The organism is Enterocloster alcoholdehydrogenati, from assembly GCF_013282095.1.
Lineage (GTDB): Bacteria > Bacillota > Clostridia > Lachnospirales > Lachnospiraceae > Enterocloster > Enterocloster alcoholdehydrogenati.
Genome location: NZ_BLTJ01000003.1, coordinates 274,744 through 293,216 on the forward strand (window position 1 = coordinate 274,744; position 18,473 = coordinate 293,216).

General features: G+C 47.9%; 17 protein-coding genes. 13 read left to right on the forward strand and 4 right to left on the reverse strand.

The annotated features are described in order from the left end of the window. Positions 1-173 precede the first annotated feature (173 nt). The 4 genes from HW447_RS05270 (at position 174) to HW447_RS05285 (ending at position 6,174) form a co-directional block, all read left to right on the forward strand. On the forward strand, positions 174-644 hold the full coding sequence (locus HW447_RS05270; protein ID WP_176254270.1) for a PTS sugar transporter subunit IIA: 471 nt from the start codon (positions 174-176) through the stop codon (positions 642-644). Between the two features lie 280 nt (positions 645-924). Beyond that, a complete protein-coding gene (locus HW447_RS05275; RefSeq protein ID WP_176254271.1) occupies positions 925-1,998 on the forward strand; it encodes a carbamoyl phosphate synthase small subunit in 1,074 nt (357 codons plus the stop codon). Beyond that, on the forward strand, positions 1,998-5,216 hold the full coding sequence (carB, locus tag HW447_RS05280) for a carbamoyl-phosphate synthase large subunit (RefSeq protein WP_176254272.1): 3,219 nt from the start codon (positions 1,998-2,000) through the stop codon (positions 5,214-5,216). Before HW447_RS05275 ends, carB begins: the two co-directional genes overlap by 1 nt. 451 nt (positions 5,217-5,667) lie before the next feature. Continuing rightward, positions 5,668-6,174, forward strand: a complete 507-nt coding sequence (locus HW447_RS05285; protein WP_176254273.1) for a CarD family transcriptional regulator — start codon at positions 5,668-5,670, stop codon at positions 6,172-6,174. A gap of 55 nt (positions 6,175-6,229) precedes the next feature. Here HW447_RS05285 and arcC read toward each other — a convergent pair whose 3' ends face one another. After that, positions 6,230-7,159 (reverse strand): carbamate kinase, encoded by a 930-nt coding sequence (gene arcC, locus HW447_RS05290; protein ID WP_176254274.1) that lies wholly within the window; start codon positions 7,157-7,159, stop codon positions 6,230-6,232. A gap of 427 nt (positions 7,160-7,586) precedes the next feature. On the opposite strand from arcC, the gene HW447_RS05295 reads away from it, so the two are divergent. After that, positions 7,587-8,045, forward strand: a complete 459-nt coding sequence (locus HW447_RS05295; protein ID WP_176254275.1) for a CPBP family intramembrane glutamic endopeptidase — start codon at positions 7,587-7,589, stop codon at positions 8,043-8,045. 80 nt (positions 8,046-8,125) lie between these two features. Further along, a complete protein-coding gene (locus tag HW447_RS05300; protein ID WP_176254276.1) occupies positions 8,126-9,145 on the forward strand; it encodes a glycosyltransferase family 2 protein in 1,020 nt (339 codons plus the stop codon). Positions 9,146-9,242: 97 nt separating this feature from the next. Here HW447_RS05300 and HW447_RS05305 read toward each other — a convergent pair whose 3' ends face one another. Continuing rightward, entirely contained in the window at positions 9,243-9,908 is a 666-nt protein-coding gene (locus tag HW447_RS05305) for a phosphatase PAP2 family protein (protein WP_176254277.1), read from the reverse strand. 247 nt (positions 9,909-10,155) lie between these two features. On the opposite strand from HW447_RS05305, the gene HW447_RS05310 reads away from it, so the two are divergent. From HW447_RS05310 to HW447_RS05320, 3 genes are all read left to right on the forward strand, one after another. Then, positions 10,156-11,013, forward strand: coding sequence for a MurR/RpiR family transcriptional regulator (locus HW447_RS05310; RefSeq protein ID WP_176254278.1), 858 nt, complete (start codon positions 10,156-10,158; stop codon positions 11,011-11,013). Between the two features lie 185 nt (positions 11,014-11,198). Next, entirely contained in the window at positions 11,199-12,119 is a 921-nt protein-coding gene (gene pfkB / locus HW447_RS05315) for a 1-phosphofructokinase (RefSeq protein WP_176254279.1), read from the forward strand. A 3-nt stretch (positions 12,120-12,122) separates the two neighbouring features. Beyond that, entirely contained in the window at positions 12,123-14,069 is a 1,947-nt protein-coding gene (locus tag HW447_RS05320; protein WP_176254280.1) for a PTS fructose transporter subunit IIABC, read from the forward strand. A 131-nt stretch (positions 14,070-14,200) separates the two neighbouring features. Here HW447_RS05320 and HW447_RS05325 read toward each other — a convergent pair whose 3' ends face one another. After that, positions 14,201-14,623, reverse strand: coding sequence for a bacteriohemerythrin (locus HW447_RS05325; protein WP_176254281.1), 423 nt, complete (start codon positions 14,621-14,623; stop codon positions 14,201-14,203). Between the two features lie 197 nt (positions 14,624-14,820). On the opposite strand from HW447_RS05325, the gene HW447_RS17940 reads away from it, so the two are divergent. Beyond that, entirely contained in the window at positions 14,821-15,756 is a 936-nt protein-coding gene (locus HW447_RS17940; RefSeq protein WP_243176217.1) for a glycoside hydrolase family 25 protein, read from the forward strand. 313 nt (positions 15,757-16,069) lie between these two features. On the opposite strand, the gene HW447_RS05335 is transcribed toward HW447_RS17940, so the two are convergent. Next, entirely contained in the window at positions 16,070-16,756 is a 687-nt protein-coding gene (locus HW447_RS05335) for a hypothetical protein (protein WP_176254282.1), read from the reverse strand. 111 nt (positions 16,757-16,867) lie between these two features. Between HW447_RS05335 and HW447_RS05340 the strand changes: the two genes are divergently transcribed. The 3 genes from HW447_RS05340 (at position 16,868) to HW447_RS05350 (ending at position 18,473) form a co-directional block, all read left to right on the forward strand. Further along, entirely contained in the window at positions 16,868-17,101 is a 234-nt protein-coding gene (locus HW447_RS05340) for a helix-turn-helix domain-containing protein (protein ID WP_176254283.1), read from the forward strand. Positions 17,102-17,430: 329 nt separating this feature from the next. Next, a complete protein-coding gene (locus HW447_RS05345; RefSeq protein ID WP_176254284.1) occupies positions 17,431-17,682 on the forward strand; it encodes a hypothetical protein in 252 nt (83 codons plus the stop codon). A 56-nt stretch (positions 17,683-17,738) separates the two neighbouring features. Further along, the gene (locus tag HW447_RS05350) at positions 17,739-18,473 is read left to right on the forward strand and encodes a hypothetical protein (RefSeq protein ID WP_176254285.1); all 735 of its coding nucleotides are present in this window, start codon (positions 17,739-17,741) and stop codon (positions 18,471-18,473) included.

Below are 18,473 nucleotides of genomic sequence, written 5' to 3' on the forward strand. Positions count from 1 at the left end.
CGTTTCTTCCAAATTTATAGGGAAAGGAACTGCCGCCAGATGCAGGCAAGGTATGGTTTGGCCATACACGCCAGAGTCCATCCGTATTCCGGCACGCCAAGATGAATAAAGGGAATGATCACCTATATCCGGTTTTTACTGGCCGGACACAGGAGATCAGGAAAGGGAGAAATATGGGATTTTTATTTGGAAAAAAGAAACCGGATTTTATATCGCCAGCAGGAGGAACACTGATAGACATTACAGCGGTTGCGGATCCTGCTTTTTCCTCTAAGATGATGGGAGACGGCTTTGCCATTGACCTGGCAGAGGGAGAGGTGGTTGCTCCCTTTGATGCGGAGGTAACGGCAGCTTTTCCCACTGGTCATGCATATGGTCTCAGAAGAAAAGACGGGGTGGAATGTCTGATCCACATCGGTATGGACACCGTAGAGTTAAACGGAGAGGGCTTTGACGTAAAGGTAGAGCAGGGAGCCAAAGTAAAGCAGGGCCAGACTCTGGTAGTGGTAGATTTAGAGGCAGTACGGGCAAAAGGCAAATCACTGGTAACCCCCGTGATCTTCCCAAGTGGAGCCGCCTTTACCATGAACAAAAAAGAGGGAACGGTAGCAAAGGGCGAAGAAAATATTCTCAAATTTTCCTAATGGATATAACCGGGCAGAAGGCGTAAGACAGCACCTTCTGCCCGGTTTTTTGTTGTCATGTCACCGAAATATCGGGGATTTTTTCGGCAGACAGGTTTAATGCCAAAAAAGATTAGATCACAACAAAAAAATTTAGCCGTTGAATCCATTGAAAAATAAATTGAAATAAAGTATAATCTTTACAATTTGGGCTGACGCAGAAAGCTGGCCCTGGAAGGGTTTCAGATACGCCTTCCAATCCCCAAACAAACACACATAAGAAAGGACAGGTACCCCCCATATGAAAGCATACCTTATATTGGAAGACGGCACTGTATTCACCGGCACCAGCATTGGAGCGGAACGTGAAGTGATCAGTGAGATCGTATTCAACACCTCTATGACCGGCTATCTGGAAGTGCTGACAGACCCGTCTTACGCCGGCCAGGCAGTAGTTATGACCTATCCGCTTATTGGCAATTACGGAATCTGCCGTGAGGACATGGAATCAAAGAGAGCATGGCCGGACGCATACATTGTCCGCGAATTATCCAGGATCCCAAGCAATTTCCGCAGCGAGGACACCATTCAGAATTTTTTAAAAGAGTACGATATTCCCGGAATCAGCGGAATTGATACAAGAGCCCTGACCAAGCTTTTAAGAGAGAAGGGCACTATGAACGGGATGATCACTACCAAAGAGTACACAGATCACTCTGAAGTTCTTAACCGGATCAAGGCTTATTCCGTAGAAGGCGTTGTTTTAAAAACTACTACAAAGGAAAAATACGTTCTTCCCGGAAATGGAAAAAAGGTAGCCCTTATGGATTTTGGTGCAAAGCGCAATATTGCCCGTTCCTTAAATGAGAGAGGCTGCGAGGTTACAGTTTATCCCGCGGACACACCGGCAGAGGAAGTGCTGGCCGCAGCTCCTGACGGCATTATGCTTTCCAACGGCCCTGGCGATCCTAAGGAAAATACTGCTATAATTAAGGAAGTAAAAAAACTTTACGACTCCAATGTTCCTATTTTTGCAATCTGTCTGGGACACCAGCTGATGGCTCTTGCAAACGGTATGGACACTTATAAGTTAAAATACGGCCACAGAGGCGGCAACCATCCGGTAAAGGATCTGGAGACGGGACGTGTTTACATTTCCTCTCAGAACCACGGCTATGCGGTAGACGCAAAGACCATCTCGCCAGAGATCGCCGAGCCCGCATTTATCAATGTCAACGATGGTACCAACGAAGGCTTAAAATACACAGGAAAGAACATTTTCACCGTGCAGTACCACCCGGAGGCCTGCCCAGGCCCCTTAGATTCCGGATACCTGTTCGACCGTTTCCTTAAAATGATGGAGGTAAATGACTGATGCCAAAGAATCCTGAAATCAAAAAAGTTCTGGTACTGGGCTCCGGCCCCATCGTGATCGGCCAGGCGGCTGAATTTGACTATGCAGGCACACAGGCCTGCCGCTCCTTAAAAGAAGAGGGGATTGAAGTTGTGCTCTTAAACTCCAACCCTGCTACCATTATGACAGATAAGGATATTGCGGACCGGGTATACATCGAGCCGCTGACGGTAGAGGTAGTTGAGCAGTTAATCTTAAAGGAAAAGCCTGACAGTATTCTTCCGACCCTGGGCGGCCAGGCAGGACTGAATCTTGCCATGGAGCTTGAGGATGCAGGTTTCCTTGAAAAACATAATGTGCGCCTGATCGGAACTACAGCCCTGACCATCAAAAAGGCTGAGGACCGTGAGATGTTTAAGGAAACCATGGAAAAAATCGGCGAGCCGGTGGCTCCATCTGACATCGTAGAGGACGTAAAGACAGGACTTGAGATCGCTGCAAGGATCGGTTATCCGGTGGTGCTCCGTCCTGCCTACACCCTGGGCGGCTCTGGCGGCGGTATTGCCCACAACCCGGAGCAGTGCGCCGAGATCCTTGAAAATGGCCTTCGCCTTTCCCGCGTGGGACAGGTTCTGGTAGAGCGCTGCATCGCAGGCTGGAAGGAGATCGAGTACGAGGTAATGCGCGACGGCGCAGGCAACGTGATTACGGTCTGCAATATGGAAAATATTGATCCTGTAGGCGTACACACCGGTGACAGCATCGTTGTAGCTCCTTCTCAGACACTGGGAGATAAGGAGTACCAGATGCTCAGAACCTCCGCTTTAAACATCATCAGTGAGCTGGGAATTACCGGCGGCTGCAATGTGCAGTATGCGTTAAATCCTGACAGCTTTGAATACTGCGTTATCGAGGTAAATCCCCGTGTAAGCCGTTCCTCCGCTCTGGCTTCCAAGGCTACGGGCTATCCCATTGCAAAGGTAGCGGCAAAAATTGCTCTGGGCTACACGCTGGATGAGATCAAAAATGCCGTTACAAAGAAAACGTATGCGAGCTTCGAGCCTATGCTGGATTACTGCGTGGTAAAGATGCCGAGACTTCCATTCGATAAATTCATAAGCGCCAAGCGTGCGCTGGGAACCCAGATGAAGGCTACGGGTGAGGTGATGAGCATCTGCACCAACTTTGAGGGCGCTCTGATGAAGGCAATCCGCTCTTTAGAGCAGCACGTGGACTGCCTTCTGTCCTATGATTTTACAGAGCTTTCCTATACAGAACTTGTAAATGAGCTCTACAAAGTGGATGATATGCGCATCTGGCGAATTGCCGAGGCCCTGCGCCGCGGTTTCCCCTACGGCCTGATCCATGAGATCACCCGCATTGATTTCTGGTTCATCGACAAGCTGGCTGTGCTGGTAGAGATGGAGAAGGAGCTGAAAGAGGTAGGAGAAGGAAAGAAAGAGCTGACTCTGGAGCTGTTAGCAGAAGCAAAGCGCATTGAGTATCCTGACAATGTGATTGCAAGACTGACCGGAATGGAACAGAGTGCCGTCAAAAAGCTGCGCTATGACAACAACATTCGGGCCGCCTATAAGATGGTAGATACCTGTGCCGCTGAGTTTGCCGCTGAGACGCCATATTACTATTCCTGTTTCGGCAGCTTTAACGAAGCGGAAAAGACAGAGGGAAGAAAAAAGGTTCTGGTTCTTGGCTCCGGCCCCATCCGCATCGGCCAGGGAATCGAATTTGATTTCTGTTCCGTACACAGCACCTGGGCTTTCAGCAAAGAGGGATATGAGACCATTATCATCAACAATAACCCTGAGACCGTAAGTACGGACTTTGACATTGCGGATAAACTGTATTTCGAGCCTCTGACGCCAGAGGATGTGGAGAGTATCGTTGACGTTGAAAAGCCGGACGGCGCTGTGGTTCAGTTCGGCGGTCAGACAGCCATCAAGCTTACCGAGGCACTTATGAAAATGGGCGTCCCGATTCTGGGAACCGCGGCTGAGGACGTAGATGCAGCCGAGGACAGAGAGCGCTTTGACGCTATTCTGGAAGAGTGCGGTATTCCAAGACCGGCAGGCCATACCGTATTTACCGCCGAGGAGGCAAAGGAAGCGGCCAATAAGCTGGGCTATCCCGTTCTTGTGCGTCCTTCCTATGTACTGGGCGGTCAGGGTATGCAGATTGCCATCAATGATGAGGATATTGATGAATTTATCGGAATCATTAACCAGATTGCCCAGGAACACCCGATCCTGGTAGATAAATATATCATGGGCAAGGAGATTGAGGTAGACGCTATCTGTGACGGCACCGATATCCTGATCCCCGGCATTATGCAGCACATTGAGCGTACCGGTATTCATTCCGGCGACAGTATCTCTGTTTACCCTGCTCAGGACATTACAGAGAAAAATGTGGAAACCATCGTGGATTACACTGCCAAGCTGGCTAGGGCCCTTCATGTTAAAGGAATGATCAACATCCAGTTTATTGTGGACGGAGATGACGTATATATCATCGAGGTAAATCCGCGTTCCTCCCGTACCGTGCCTTATATCAGCAAGGTGACCGGAATCCCCATCGTTCCTCTGGCTACCCAGATCATCTGCGGCCATACCATTAAGGAACTGGGCTATACACCTGGTTTACAGCCTGCCGCTGACTATATTGCCATCAAGATGCCTGTATTCTCCTTTGAGAAGATCCGGGGCGCAGACATCAGTCTGGGGCCTGAGATGAAGTCCACGGGCGAGTGCCTTGGTATTGCAAAGACCTTCAACGAAGCCCTTTACAAGGCCTTCGAGGGCGCCGGAATCCGGCTGCCGAAGTATAAGAAAATGATTATGACGATCCGTGAAAGCGAGCAGGAGGAGGCCGTGGAGATCGCCCGCCGCTTTACAGAGGTGGGTTACCAGATCTTTGCCACCAGAGGCACCGCCCGCACCTTAAATGCACACGGAGTAAAGGCATATGAGATTCGCAAGCTGGAGCAGGAGTCTCCTAATATTCTGGATCTTGTGCTGGGCCATCAGATCGATCTGATCATCGATATCCCGGCCCAGGGCGCAGAGCGCAGCCATGACGGTTTTATCATCCGCCGCAATGCCATCGAGACAGGCGTCAACGTCCTCACTGCTCTGGATACCGCAAGGGCGCTGGTGACCAGTCTGGAAAACCGTGCCAAAGATATGACACTGATCGATATTGCTATGGTAAAGAACGCTTAAAACGCTCTTATGGGATTCCCGTTTTTGAATAATAAAATTTAAAAAGTAATACAAATCAGCGCTGATTTCAAGAGATAGATGCTTTTGAGATCAGCGCTTTTTGAGTTGGCTCCTTCTTTTTTGTGTGCAAAACGCCTGAAAATGTGTGTGTAAATATGGTAAAAAACTTACAAAAATGGAAAATCATGCAACAAAACGCTGATATTTTCGGGAAAAACGTGTTAAAATAAGAATATATGACGTAACAATTCAGCCACGGGCAATTTGTGGCGAAATATGTGCTGCAATCGGGCCTATACAAGCATATTTCTGTACAAATTTATATTTTAGCTGAATTGTTACTATAGGACAGGTTCTGCAGCGTTTTGCTGCAATAAAATAGCCAGGGGATAGATTGAGAGCATGGATCATTCGTTCTCCGACAGAATGTATCACAGAAAGCAGGCGAATTATGTATCAGAAAGGACAGTATATTGTATATGGAATAAGAGGAGTATGTGAGATCTCGGATATTATCACCATGGAGCCGCCGGACAGTCGTCAGAGGCGGCTGTATTACGAGCTCCATCCTTATTATCAGAAGGGCAGCCGTATCGTGGTTCCGGTGGATTCCGGGAAAACCGTGATTCGTCCCCTGGTCACAAGGGAAGAGGCGGTTCGCCTGATTGATGAGATTCCTCAGATCCGTGAGATGAATGTGGAAACGGACAAGCAGAGGGAGGCACGATACAAGGCAGCCTTAAATACCTGTGACTGCCGTGTGTGGATCAGCATGATTAAGGCGCTGTATGTAAGAAAGCAGGATCGTCTGCGCCAGGGAAAGAAAATGACGGACTTAGACCAGCGGTATTTCCGCACTGCCGGGGAAAATCTTCACTCGGAGCTGGCGCTGGCTCTGGGAGTTTCCAGAGAAGAGATGGCAGAATGTATCCGCAGCCGGGTAAAGGGAGAAAAATAGTACACAAAAAAGGGGCATTTTCATGCCCCGTAAAAATCTGCCTTTGAAAAGCAGACTATTCAATGGTTGTTCCGGCTTCTCCCTTTAATGCCTCCTCCGCCTTATCCAGAGAGGTGATAATCGCTTTGCGTCCCTTGCCGCACGCGAGGAAATCTATGGATGCGGAGATCTTGGGGAGCATGGAGGCAAACTCAAACTGTCCCTGGTTCATATAGTCCGTTGCCTGGGCAATGGTCATGTGTTTAATGGGCTGCTCCTGGTCAGTGCCGTAGTTTAAGGTAACATTGTCAACGCTGGTGAGGATCATCATTACATCCGCGTCTGTTTCCTTGGCTAAGAGCCCGGTTGCCAGATCCTTTTCGATGATAGCGCTGGCGCCCCGCAGATTATAGCCCTGCTCCATAACGGGAATACCGCCGCCTCCGCAGGCAATGACGATCTGGTCTGCAGCTAAGAGAGCCTTGATTGCATCGATTTCCACAATAGCTACAGGATGAGGAGAAGCGACGATTCTGCGGTAGCCGCCCTCGGTCTCCTGAACATGGTTACCTTTTGCTTCCTCTTCATCAGCCTCTTCCCGGCTCATAATACGGCCTATTGTCTTAACAGGGGTATAAAATGCCTCGTCATAAGGATCTACGGTCACCTGGGTCAGTACGGTGCTGACGGGCTTGTAGATGCCGCGTTTGATCAGCTCAGCCCGGATGCCATTCTGAAGATCATAGCCAATGTAGCCCTGGCTCATGGCAGAGCAGACTGACATAGGGGCGGAACTGTAGCCGTCATGCTGGCGGCCGAATTCATTCATAGCCGTGTGGATCATGCCTACCTGGGGGGCGTTGCTGTGTACAATAGCTACCTGCCAGCCCTCCTGAATAAAGTCAGCGATGACCTTTGCGGTGCGCTTTACGGCTTCCTTCTGTTCGGGAAGATTGGTTCCCATATCCTTGTGGCCCACGGCCAGTACGATTCTTTTTTTTGCCATAATTAAAATCCCTCTCTTTATATGCTGTAGGTTTCCGGACGGAGTGATTTTTGCCGGCCAGAGCCATCGGATCTGCTTTAAAAGCCCCATATCTCCGCCTGAAATGGTTACATCTGTTTTAAGATGCCGGGCCCGGGAGGCGTATTTTGCCTTTGATACCGGACTGCGCCGCATTCTGCGTCCTCAAAGTCCTTAAAAATATTCATGATCCGCCGGCTTTTTCGGGGAAAATGTCCCCTGCCCCGGTTGTCTGGCCCTGATATCATTTTAAGTTATTATGGAAAAAATTGCAACGGAAAAGAGAACACTGCCCGAAAAAAGATACTGGAAAAAGAAAGACACCCGTGATATACTGACTACATATAGTCTTGGGGGCAGGCAGCCGTTTGTCCTATGATGGCTTAAGTACATATAAAGGAATGAAATGATGACAGAAACGTCCCGCTTTCTCCCGCCTGGCTGGCCCCTGCGGGTTTCTGCCGCTGTTTTGGCGGCCCTTGTGGGAAATCTGGCGGTCCATCTGATCCCATGGCCTCAAAGCCTTATGGTTTCCCTGAATCAGGCCCAGGGAGCAGTTTTCATGAACCGTTCAGAGCTTTTTTACAGGCTGGCTCTTACGCTGTTCAGCGCTCCCCTGGCAGAAGAGGCTGTATTTCGCTGGGGGATCTACGGACTTTTAAGAAAGAAGCTTTTGCCGGTTTTGCCGGCCCTTATATCGGCCCTGGCTTTTGGGCTTTACCATGAAAATATCATTCAGGGGCTTTATGCCTTTGGCTTGGGGCTGGTTTTGGCCTGGGGGTACGAGGACAGTCCCTGGGGGAAATACAGGATGGCAGTGCTTATGCACGCTGCTGCCAACGCAGCGGCACTTCTGGTCTTTGGATGACTGTATATATCTGAAAAATAAAAGGGCGGACACAGGGAACAATCCCATGCTGCACATCAGGACAAGGAGGAACAGACAACGTGAAATTACTTTCGGTAGCAATACCCTGTTATAACTCAGAGGCTTATATGGAACACTGCATCCGGTCTCTTCTGACAGGAGGAGATGAGGTGGAGATCCTGATCGTAGACGATGGTTCCGCCAGGGACCGCACTCCAGAGATCGCAGATGAGTATGAGAGGCGCTATCCCGGAATCTGCCGCGCCATCCACCAGGAAAATGGAGGACACGGCGAGGCGGTAAACGCAGGTCTCAGGAACGCCACCGGCGTATTCTTTAAGGTGGTGGACAGTGATGACTGGGTCAATGAGGAAGCGTATCAGAAGGTGCTTGAAACGCTGCGCCGCTTTGTGTATCGCGGCGAGTCTCTGGATATGCTGGTGACTAATTTCGTATATGAGAAGGAAGGCGTCAGACGGAAAAAGGTCATGAAGTATCATACCGCCTTCCCAAAGGACTGCGTTTTTAGCTGGAAGGATGTAAAGTTTTTCATGATCGGCCAGTACATACTGATGCATTCCGTGATTTACCGCACCCAGCTGTTGAGAGAATGCGGACTGGAATTGCCTAAGCACACCTTTTATGTGGACAACATTTTCGTGTACCAGCCCCTTCCCCATGTGAAAAATATGTATTATCTGGATGTGAATTTCTACCGATATTTCATAGGCCGGAATGATCAGTCGGTCAATGAGTCTGTGATGATCGGCCGGATCGACCAGCAGCTGAGAGTGACCCGGCTGATGCTTGGGTACTATGATGCCACTAAGATCCCAAATCAGAAATTGCGCCATTATATGATCCAGTATCTGGAAATTATGATGACCGTATGCTCGGTGCTTGCCATTAAGTCGGGAACACCGGAGAATCTGGAAAAGAAAAAAGAACTGTGGAACACACTGAAGAAGCAGAATTTCCCCCTGTGGCTGCGTCTGCGCTGGGGCTTCTTGGGACAGGGCTGCAATCTGCCGGGAAAGGGCGGAAGAGAGCTTTTGATCCTGGGCTATAAGATCACCCAGAAATTCTACGGTTTTAATTAGCAAAATGCCGGAGCATTTACAGGCGCTCCGATCCAAGATGATAAAAACCGCTGCAGGCATATGAAAACGCCTGACAGCGGTTTTTTGCGGATCATGGTTATTCTAAGATTTTTTCGGCAACCTTTTTGCCTTGTCCTGCCGGGCTGTAGGCATATACCAGATGGTACATCATACAGGCCATGATGCCTGCTCCGGCTACATCGATTACAGAGTGCTGCTTTAAAAATACAGTAGAAAGGCAGATTGCTGCAGTCATGATGCCTGCTCCGGTCTTTATAAGCTTTCTGTTCTTAAAAAGAGAGCTTTTGCAGACTGCGATCAAAGTACCGATGGAATTATATACATGGATACTGGGGAATACGTTGGTGCAGGTATCGGTCTGGTAGAGAGCAGCTACGGCGGCAGAAAAAATATTTTTCTCCGGGTCAATCACCGGGCGAAGATCCGTACCATTTTTAAAAAAAGTACAGATGATCAAGCTGATGGTCATTCCGGAAAAGAGGAAGGCGCACATCCGGTAGTAATCTTCTCTGCTTCGGAACATGAAAAATAAAAGCGCACCTGCCACAAAGACAAACCAGGCAATATAGGGAATGATAAAATATTCATTAAAAGGGATCAGATCATCCAGAGGGGCGTGCATGATGTGATAGTCATGGGTAACGGTCCGCTCCAGATAACAGAACCAGGGCAGATAGATAAAGCCATAGGATAAAAGCCACATATGGCGGTATTTATAAAAAAAGGCCCGAATACGTTCCATAGATTACTTACCTTTCTGGGGGTGTGGATCAATATAAAGGAATTGTTAAAACTGATAGATGTGGAAGATTATAGCACGGCAAAAAGGGAAAAACAAGGGTCGGAGTGAAATCTTAATAAACTTTCGAGAGCTTTAAGAAATACTGGTTTTCTTTAAGAAATCCTTCGGTTGTACCCTTTTCATTTTACGTTTCCTGTGTTATATTGATGATATGAAATAAATTTACATATAAATGAAGGAATATGGTATGAATGAAACACGAAGTGTATTGGGAGTGATCTGCTCTGCCTATGACAGTTTTTTTGAAGCGGAAAAAAAGATTGCGGATTATATGATGGAACATAAGGCTCAGGCGGTGGATATGACGGTGGGAGAACTGGCAAAAGCCAGCGGCACCAGTGACGCTACGGTATCCCGATTCTGCCGCCGGTGCGGATTCAAGGGATTTCAGAATCTGAAGCTTGCTCTTGCCAGGGAGGTGCTGGAGGAAGAGCAGTCTAACCAGGAAGTGACCAATGATATTGACAGAGGGGATCTGTCTCAGTCATTGAAAAATATTCTTGCCAATAAGGTGGCGGAACTGACGGAGACAGTGAAGATGATGGATCCGCAAAGCCTGGAAGAAATTCTTAAGAAGCTGGAGCAGGCACGTATGGTACAGCTGGCGGCGGTGGGAAATACCATTCCGGTGGCGCTGGACGGCGCTTTTAAATTTAACCAGCTGGGAATTCCGGCAGTGGCGGGTGATATCTGGGAAACCCAGGCGGCCTATGCCTTTAACCTGGGGCCGGAGGATGTGGTGCTGATCATCTCCAACTCCGGTTATTCCAGACGGCTGAAAACACTGGCAGAGGGAGCCAGGGAAAACGGGAGTACCCTGGTGCTGATCACTAATAACCCGGATTCCAGCCTGGCCGAGGTCTGCGATTACAGGATCATAACAGCTACAAGAGAAAAACTCCTGACCGAGGAGTTCTGGTTCTCCAGGGTGACGGCTACAGCGGTAATCGAGATATTATATCTGCTTCTCAGAGCCGGAAAGAAGGATGCGATCGAGCATATCCGTCGGCATGAGGAAGCTATTTCACCGGATAAAACAGAATAGAATATAGTAAAAATGGACAAAAATAAGACGGCATCTGTGGAAATGAGGCTGTCTTTTTGTGTTAAATCACAAAAAGAATAAAGAAATATAATTTCACACAAAACAGTATTGACGAAAATGAAATATCGTATTATAGTATAAATAGATATGAAATAAAATTTCTTATAGATAAGGAGATGTGATACATGATTTACACAGTAACCTTTAATCCGGCTCTGGACTATGTGATCGCTGTGGATCATTTCACCCTGGGAAAGGTCAACCGCACCGTCCGAGAAAACATCTTCTGCGGAGGAAAGGGGATCAATGTATCCGCGCTGCTGGCGAATCTCGGATATGCGAGTACGGCTCTGGGCTTTGTGGCAGGATTCACGGGGACAGAGATTGAACGCGGCGTAAAGGAGCTTGGCTTCTCATCTGATTTTATCCAGGTGAAAAAGGGTATGTCCCGGATCAATGTGAAACTGAAATCAGATGAGGAGAGCGAGATCAACGGTATGGGGCCTGATATCCAGCCGGAGGATACAGAGGCGCTTTTTGGAAAGCTGGATCGGTTGAAGCAGGGCGACGTGCTGGTGCTTTCCGGCAGTATTCCGGCCGCTGTGGGAAGCGATATCTATGAGCGGATCATGGAGCGGTTAAGAGGCCGCGGCGTGAGAATCGTAGTGGATGCAGAAAAGGAGCTGCTGTCAGCAGTGCTTCATCTGAATCCCTTCCTTATTAAGCCAAACAATCATGAACTGGGGCAGATGTTCGGAAAAGAGCTTAAGACGGAAGATGAGATCATAGCACACGCCCGTATCCTTAAGGAGCGGGGGGCGGCAAACGTGCTGGTATCCATGGCTGGGGACGGCGCTGTCCTGGTGGACGAAAATGGGGAGATCCACAGGCAGGGCGTATGCCGCGGAAAGGTGCGCAATTCCGTAGGCGCAGGCGATTCCATGGTAGCCGGTTTCCTGGCAGGATATCTTAAGACCGGAGATTACGGCTACGCCTTAAAACTGGGAACGGCCAGCGGCGGCGCCACGGCATTTTCAGACGGGATCGGAACAAGGGAGCGGATTATGGAGCTGCTTGGACAGCTGGAAGAAAATGGAGGGAACTAGACTATGCGGATCACGGAACTTTTAAAGAAAGAGAGCATTGAGCTGGGCGTGACGGTATCTACCAAAGAGGAGGCCATTGACCGGCTGATCTCCCTGATGGATGCAGGAGGGAGACTGAAGGATAAGGCAGGTTATAAGGAAGGGATTCTTGCCAGAGAGCAGCTGGGGAGTACTGCTATTGGTGAAGGAATCGCTATTCCCCATGCCAAGGTCGAGGCTGTAAGGGAGCCTGGACTTGCGGCAATGGTAGTGCCGGAGGGCGTAGACTACGAGGCCTTTGACGGTTCTCTGGCCAACCTGATCTTTATGATCGCGGCACCGGCAGAAGGAGCAGACGTGCATCTGGAGGCTTTGTCCCGGCTGTCTACGCTGTTAATGAACCCTGGATTTAAAGAGGGGCTTCTTGGAGCAAAGACAAAGGAAGAGTTTCTGACAGTGATCGATGAGGCCGAATCAGACCGCTTTGGAGAGGAAAAGAAGGAAGAAAATTTTCAGGAAGAGAAAGCGGCGGCTCCTGTTTCTGAAACGCCTGCTGTGAATGCGGGCAGTTACCGGGTTCTGGCAGTTACCGCTTGTCCTACGGGAATTGCTCACACCTATATGGCGGCTGAAAATCTGGAGAATACAGGAAAAAAACTGGGGATTGCCCTGAAAGCCGAGACCGACGGTTCCGGCGGAGCTCAGAATGTGCTGACCCAGGAAGAGATTGCGGCTGCCGAGGCCATCATTGTGGCGGCGGACAAAAATGTGGAGATGTCCCGTTTTGACGGAAAGCCTGTGATCATGGTTCCGGTAGCGGACGGCATCCACAAGGCGGAAGAACTGATTAACCGTGCAGTCAGCGGTACAGTGCCTGTATACCGCTATGAAGGGGCGGCACAGTCTGTGACAGAAGGGGAGAATGACGGCATCGGCAGAACCATTTACAAGCACCTGATGAACGGCGTGTCCCATATGCTGCCTTTTGTCATCGGCGGCGGTATCCTGATCGCACTTGCCTTCCTTTTTGATGATTATTCCATTGACCCGTCGAATTTCGGTAAGAATACGCCCTTGGCTGCCTATTTAAAGACCATCGGCGAGCAGGCCTTCGGCATGATGCTTCCGATCCTTGCCGGTTTTATCGCTATGAGTATTGCGGATCGTCCCGGACTGGCTGTGGGTATGGTAGCCGGTATGGTGGCAAAGATGGGCTGCACCTTTGCCAATCCCGCCGGCGGTGATGTAAACGCCGGTTTCCTGGGCGCACTGTTCGCCGGTTTTGCAGGAGGTTATCTGGTGCTTGGACTTAAGAAGGTATTTTCAAGGCTTCCTAAGTCTCTGGAAGGGATCAAACCGGTGCTTTTATATCCGGTGCTTGGTATTTTCCTGGCAGCGGCAGTGACTACCTTTATCAATCCATATATGGGTATGATCAACGATGGGCTGACCCATCTGTTAAACGGAATGAACGGCGCCAGCCGGGTTGCTCTTGGTATGGTGCTGGGGGCAATGATGTCCATCGATATGGGCGGCCCGTTTAACAAGGCGGCTTATGTATTTGGCACCGCCCAGCTGGCAGAGGGAAATTTTGAGGTTATGGCGGCCGTAATGGCAGGAGGCATGGTTCCGCCCATTGCGATTGCCCTGTGCACTACCTTCTTTAAGAAGAAATTTACTGCAAAGGAACGCCAGTCAGGCATTGTAAACTATGTAATGGGCCTGTCCTTTATCACGGAGGGTGCCATTCCCTTTGCGGCACAGGATCCTCTTCGGGTGATCCCATCCTGCGCCATCGGCGCGGCGGCAGCGGGCGGCCTTTCCATGGCGTTTGGCTGTACCTTGAGAGCGCCTCATGGAGGCATCTTTGTACTGCCGACCATAGGAAATCCGCTGATGTACCTGGTGGCCATTGCGGCTGGCTCTGTGGCAGGCTGTGTGATCCTGGGGCTTTTAAAGAAAAATGTGTAACTGTTCAGGAAGATTCCCTGTCCTGAAATAGCTTTGTCAGTGCTGAAGGGGAGTATTTGACAGACAGATAAAATGATGTAAAGACAAAAAACAGCCCGGCCAGGGGAGAGATAAGGCCGGGCTGTTTTTTGTCAGATCCGCTCTGCGCTGTCCCGCATGAATTTATATTCTGCTACGGAACGGTCAAAGCCTTTGATGTGGTAATAGAGCCAGTCTCTTACATTTTCAGAGACCTTGGCAACGAAGGCATCAGTAGGGCCTTCTTCCTCGGTAAGCATATCATGAAGCTCCTGTACCGTATGGCGCAGTTCTCTGTGCTTTTCCTGGTGCTCCTTAAGGCCGGGATATCCAATCTCTTTCTGGAATGCTTCTTCCTCATTAAAATGAAATTCCGTATAATCAGCCAGATAATTTAACAGTCTGGCCGCGCCGCTCTGGTTGGAACGGTCTTCGCAGCTTACCAAAAGATCGTTGATCTTGCCGATCAGCTCTCTGTGCTGACCGTCGATCATCTCGTTTCCTGTGACGAGATCGTCTGTAAATTCTGCATACATGGCTTAAACCTCCTCCTGTGTTTGTAAAATGTGAAGCCTGTCAGCGGGATCGCTATAGGGAAAGTATACCACGGGGGAGACGGAAAGTCTATTGAGAATGTGAGGTATCTGCTTCGCGTGCTGCCTGGATGCAGCTTCTTTTTTTGAGAATCTTTTTTGGACAATTCAGCATAAGATAAAGAAAAGGAGATAAGAGTATGGAGATTTGGGGATTAGATGTAAGCAGCTTTCAAGGTACCGTAAACTGGAATAAGGTGGCTGCTGCCGGATATCGGTACGCCGTTTTGCGCTGTATAGCCCGCGTGGGGACGGACAGCCAGTTTGAGCGCAATTACACGCAGGCAAGAACTGCGGGACTGAAAGTGGGCGTTTATGTGTTTTCATACGCACTTACTGAAATGCAGGCGGTAAAGGAGGCAGAGCGGGCCGCAGCTCTCTTAAATGGACGTATATTGGAGCTTCCGATATATCTGGATCTGGAATGGGAGGAGCAGCGCAGGCTTGGCAAACAGAAGCTTACAGCGGTGGCGCAGGCATTTTTACAGACAATCAGAAACCATACATCTTATATGGTGGGAATTTACTGTAATACGGATTGGTATCATAATATTCTGGACACGGACGCCCTGCCTTATGACTACTGGATCGCCAGTTACGGGGACAATGATGGAAGGCCGGATAAGCGTCCGTCCATTAAAAACATGGCGGCATGGCAGTATACCAGTCAGGGGATTGTGCCGGGGATCTCCGGCCGGGCAGATCTGGATATCTTCTATAAAGAATATGGAAAGCCGCAGACAGCAGAAAAGAAAACCGGCTGGCAGCAGGAGAATGGCGGCTGGCGTTATTATCTGGGCAATACAGGGGAACCGGTCAGGAATGACTGGTACAGGGATAATGGCAGGTGGTACTGGTTTAACGGGGCAGGAATGATGGAGACGGCTGTCTGGTACAAATATCAGGGCAGCTGGTACTATCTTGGCGCTGACGGGGCTATGGCAAAGGGGCAGCAGACCATTGACGGTAAGTGGTATATCATGGGGGAGGATGGCCGTATGGTGACGGAACCGGTGACTCTGACGCCGGATCAGGATGGTGCGCTTCTGTGGCCGGGGCTGGCAGACATAAAATAACCTCATAAGCCTGTGCTTATGAGGTTGCTTAAGTAGCGGAAGGGAGATTCGAACTCTCATGGTCGCTCTCATATGCTTAGAAAAGAAAGGGTTTGCACATCCTCTTACACAAAGGTACTCAAAGAGGTACTCAAACTTATTCTGCAATATCTAGTGGTTTAGAAGAAAAATCTGTCAAGAATTTGTGATTACAAACGAAAGCTTGTTCTTGACAGATTTTTGTATGGTTGAGAATAACTCATAATACTAAAACGAGGTTGATAGACGCTTGTGTCCATCAACCTCTTGATTACAATCCATTCATAAATAGCATTTACTGTTTAATAAAAATTCTTGTTTCTGTATCTTCCTCATGAGTACCATTTGTGAAAATCTGATTTCCCTCAACTCTCATTGTTCCGATTGGCGGATATACTGCAAACTCACCATTTGATGTTGTTGCTTCTCCCTCTAAATGGTATTCATTTCCAACTTTTTTCATGGTAAATGTAAGCGTTTCATTGAAAGCAGATTCGCCTGCATCAGTATAAACTGCTTGCAGTGTTTCACTATCAATTACAGTAAGTGTCAATGTAGCTGTCAAATCTTGTGATTCATAACGATATGTTCCACTAATATCGCCTGTTTCTGCTGAAACAGGAGTATCGTTTCCGTTTGCTGGTGTTTCTGTTCCAGAGATTCCTGTTTCCTTCGTCATAACTACACCATTCTCAACCCATGCTCCGTCGCCATTCACAGAATAGTTATCTGGTGTTGTGGTATTAGTTAGTAACCATCCTTCTGCATCAAAATAATAACACTCAGCCAGACCGTCGTTATTTCCATCAATCCACTGCCAACCATTACTTGCGTATGTACCATTTCCGTTATCATACCACCAACGGTTCTCGTTGGGAACAGCTCCTTTCTGCCAAGTGCCTGCAAATGCCGTCATTGCATTACTTGCAACTAATCCGGCTACCCCCATAATACATACTGCTTTTTTAAAGTTTCTTTTCATTTTGTACCTCCTAAATTTTTTGATTTTTTGCGCTGTCCTATTACAGGACAATATTTAGCGTTATTTATCATACCATAGTTATTGTCCTATTACAAGACACAGGAGGTAACTATGCCAAGAATTATAGATGGTAACTCTATGAATATTACAGGAGTGAAAATTAAAGAGTTTAGAAAAGCAAAGCATTGGAGTCAACAGCAATTATCTATCAAGTTAGAAACATTGGCTATTTATGTTTGTCGTGGTTCTATTTCAAGGATTGAGGATGGAAGTCGAACAGTTACTGATATTGAATTAGCTGGATTTGCAAAAGTCTTAAATGTGCCTATTGAAAAATTCTTCTGAATTTCATTTTTTATTTGACTTTTCCGTGGAAATGTGATAATATACAAAAAATAAATTTTAACGATTTTTAATCGTCTATCTATACGGCCTGCGGCCATCAAGGGGGCACTTTTTGTGCCATTATCCGCCATGCGGATAAAAATTTTTTGAAAGGAGTTAAAAAAATCAAACACATTTTTGGAGCCTGATTATATTAAAGGCTTGGTTTGTTTTGTGTTTTGATTCCTCCTCCCCTTAGATGACTGCGGTTTTTTTGTGCACTTTTTTTCCGCTAACTTTTGAGGGGAGAGAAGTGCACTTATTTTTTGATTTGCAAGGAGGTGAAACACATGAAGCTGACAGCCAAGGTTGTCTTGATTGGAAAGGATGCAACAACATTCGTTGATGCGAATGGAAACAAGCGGACAAGCTATCTCGCTAATATTGCGCAGGAGCAGGGGCGTATTATTGACACTTTGCGGGTTCCGGAGGAATTGTTCTCTATTCTGGAAGCAGGGCAAGAATACCTCGTGGAACTGATTTCCTCAACAGGGAAAAACGGAACATACCTTCGAGTGATAAATATCAGCCCCGTTAAATAGGTAATAGGGAGAGAGGATTTTTCCTTTCTCCCCACATAGACGAAATGGAGAGTTTTATGAAATTGTGTATAAGATATACAGAATATCTGTATGATTTGTTTGAAGATAAACGGTGGTGGAAACTTTCAGGACATATCTTTTTGGTGTTTTTGGGTCTCCTGTCATTGGGGGCCTTTCTGGGTGGAGTATTCTCTATTTTTTTGAAATACTGGGAACAAATTATATCTGTGATTGGTGGAATTTGTTTTATTATTATGGCTATTATTGGGTTTTCTTCAACAAAGAAAGAAAACTCTGCTTTGCCAGAGCCGATACAGGCCAGCTATGACCCTGTTTTTTTGAACAGCACATATAGCTTGTTGAGAACAAACCTGGTTTCTGTACTTGCAGAAACTGCGGATATGCTCTGCCTGCGTGTCCCTTCTACCCCCAGCCAGATTGAAGCCCCTGTTCATCATGACATTGTAAGCAATGCAGCAATTTTTCATTTTCTGTGCGGAAAACAAGAGCCGTCTGTCAAAACAGACCCGTTTGAGGCTATGGGAATCATTCAGAGCGTATTAGAACGCCGTTTAAACAACCATGACTTAATGGGGATAACTCAAACTACCACCTTTTACAATGGAATGGCCTATCCTGCAATCATGGTAGATGGGGTTCAAGATTTGGGACGCTATATTCAAATTGATGTAGCGATTACAAACGAAAGCTACTTGCGGTATCGGACAAATCGGCTTTACAGTAACTTAAATGATGGCATTTCCTCCAACCCATACGATAGGACTTTCTAA

Bases quoted from the DNA above. Each gene is read 5' to 3' on its own strand.
- HW447_RS05270 (WP_176254270.1), top strand. From the start codon at position 174: ATGGGATTTTTATTTGGAAAAAAGAAACCGGATTTTATATCGCCAGCA.
- HW447_RS05275 (WP_176254271.1), top strand. From the start codon at position 925: ATGAAAGCATACCTTATATTGGAAGACGGCACTGTATTCACCGGCACC.
- carB (WP_176254272.1), top strand. From the start codon at position 1,998: ATGCCAAAGAATCCTGAAATCAAAAAAGTTCTGGTACTGGGCTCCGGC.
- HW447_RS05285 (WP_176254273.1), top strand. From the start codon at position 5,668: ATGTATCAGAAAGGACAGTATATTGTATATGGAATAAGAGGAGTATGT.
- arcC (WP_176254274.1), bottom strand. From the start codon at position 7,159: ATGGCAAAAAAAAGAATCGTACTGGCCGTGGGCCACAAGGATATGGGA.
- HW447_RS05295 (WP_176254275.1), top strand. From the start codon at position 7,587: ATGACAGAAACGTCCCGCTTTCTCCCGCCTGGCTGGCCCCTGCGGGTT.
- HW447_RS05305 (WP_176254277.1), bottom strand. From the start codon at position 9,908: ATGGAACGTATTCGGGCCTTTTTTTATAAATACCGCCATATGTGGCTT.
- HW447_RS05310 (WP_176254278.1), top strand. From the start codon at position 10,156: ATGAATGAAACACGAAGTGTATTGGGAGTGATCTGCTCTGCCTATGAC.
- pfkB (WP_176254279.1), top strand. From the start codon at position 11,199: ATGATTTACACAGTAACCTTTAATCCGGCTCTGGACTATGTGATCGCT.
- HW447_RS05320 (WP_176254280.1), top strand. From the start codon at position 12,123: ATGCGGATCACGGAACTTTTAAAGAAAGAGAGCATTGAGCTGGGCGTG.
- HW447_RS05325 (WP_176254281.1), bottom strand. From the start codon at position 14,623: ATGTATGCAGAATTTACAGACGATCTCGTCACAGGAAACGAGATGATC.
- HW447_RS17940 (WP_243176217.1), top strand. From the start codon at position 14,821: ATGGAGATTTGGGGATTAGATGTAAGCAGCTTTCAAGGTACCGTAAAC.
- HW447_RS05335 (WP_176254282.1), bottom strand. From the start codon at position 16,756: ATGAAAAGAAACTTTAAAAAAGCAGTATGTATTATGGGGGTAGCCGGA.
- HW447_RS05340 (WP_176254283.1), top strand. From the start codon at position 16,868: ATGCCAAGAATTATAGATGGTAACTCTATGAATATTACAGGAGTGAAA.
- HW447_RS05345 (WP_176254284.1), top strand. From the start codon at position 17,431: ATGAAGCTGACAGCCAAGGTTGTCTTGATTGGAAAGGATGCAACAACA.
- HW447_RS05350 (WP_176254285.1), top strand. From the start codon at position 17,739: ATGAAATTGTGTATAAGATATACAGAATATCTGTATGATTTGTTTGAA.